Below are 1,158 nucleotides of genomic sequence, written 5' to 3'. Positions count from 1 at the left end.
TATACGCCGGACTTCGCCGAAAAGACCTTCTCGCAGCTCGAAGGTTTTGGCTCCTATGGCTTTCCCGAAAGCCATGCCGCAAGTTTCGCCCTCATCGCCTACGCCTCATCTTACGTGAAATGCCACTATCCCGACGCCTTCTGCGCCGCCCTCCTGAACTCGCAGCCCATGGGCTTCTATGCGCCGGCTCAGATCGTCGGCGATGCCCGCAAGCATGGCGTCGAGGTCCGTCCCGTCTGCATCAATCGCTCACGCTGGGACTGCACATTGGAGCCCATCGACGGCAGCGACCGCCACGCCGTCCGCCTTGGGATGCGCATGGTCCATGGACTTGCTGAGATCGATGCGGCTCGCATCATCGCCGCGCGGGCCGACCAGCCGTTCGAGGGTGTCGATGATCTTTGGCGGCGGTCCGGCGTGCCGGCGGCGTCCCTGGTCGAGCTTGCCGAGGCGGACGCGTTTCTGCCGTCGCTCAAGCTGCAGCGCCGCGATGCACTCTGGGCGATCAAAGCCTTGCGCGACGAGCCATTGCCGCTCTTTGCCGCGGCCGCCAAACGCGAGCAAAGAACGATCGCCGAGCAGCGGGAGCCCGAGGTCAGCCTTCGCCAGATGACCGAGGGACATAACGTCATTCAGGATTATAGCCATACCGGTCTGACTCTCCGGCAGCATCCGCTCGCCTTCCTGCGCAAGGATCTGACCGCCCGCAATATCGTCACCTGTGAGGAGGCGATGTCATCTCGTGACGGTCGCTGGCTGATGACGGCAGGCCTCGTGCTCGTGCGCCAGAAGCCGGGCTCCGCCAAGGGCGTCATGTTCCTCACCGTCGAGGATGAAACCGGGCCGGCCAACGTCGTCGTCTGGCCAAGCCTCTTCGAACGCCGCCGGCGCATCGTGCTTGGATCCTCGATGATGGCAATCAATGGCCGCATCCAGCGGGAAGGGGAGGTCGTCCATCTCGTTGCCCAGCAGCTGTTCGATCTGACAAGCGATCTTTCCGGGCTTGCCGATCGTGATGAGGCCTTCAGACTGCCGACCGGGCGCGGCGACGAGTTCGCCCATGGCACGCCCGGCAGCCCGGACTCCAGGGAGCGGGCCGTCATGAAGGCGCGCGAGATTTATGAGCCGGATCGGCTTATTGATCGGTTGAAGGTGAAG

At 63.7% G+C, this 1,158-nt stretch carries 1 protein-coding gene; it reads left to right on the top strand.

All coding sequences use genetic code 11. The annotated features are described in order from the left end of the window. Positions 1–1,158 (top strand): helix-hairpin-helix domain-containing protein (locus FBZ99_RS32980; RefSeq protein WP_333783695.1); only part of this gene is annotated, 1,158 nt, incomplete at both ends.

The organism is Rhizobium sp. ERR 1071 (genome assembly GCF_007828675.1).
GTDB lineage: Bacteria > Pseudomonadota > Alphaproteobacteria > Rhizobiales > Rhizobiaceae > Rhizobium > Rhizobium dioscoreae.
The sequence above is the reverse complement of the archived record's forward strand: the minus strand, read 5'-3'. Positions and strand labels throughout refer to the sequence as shown.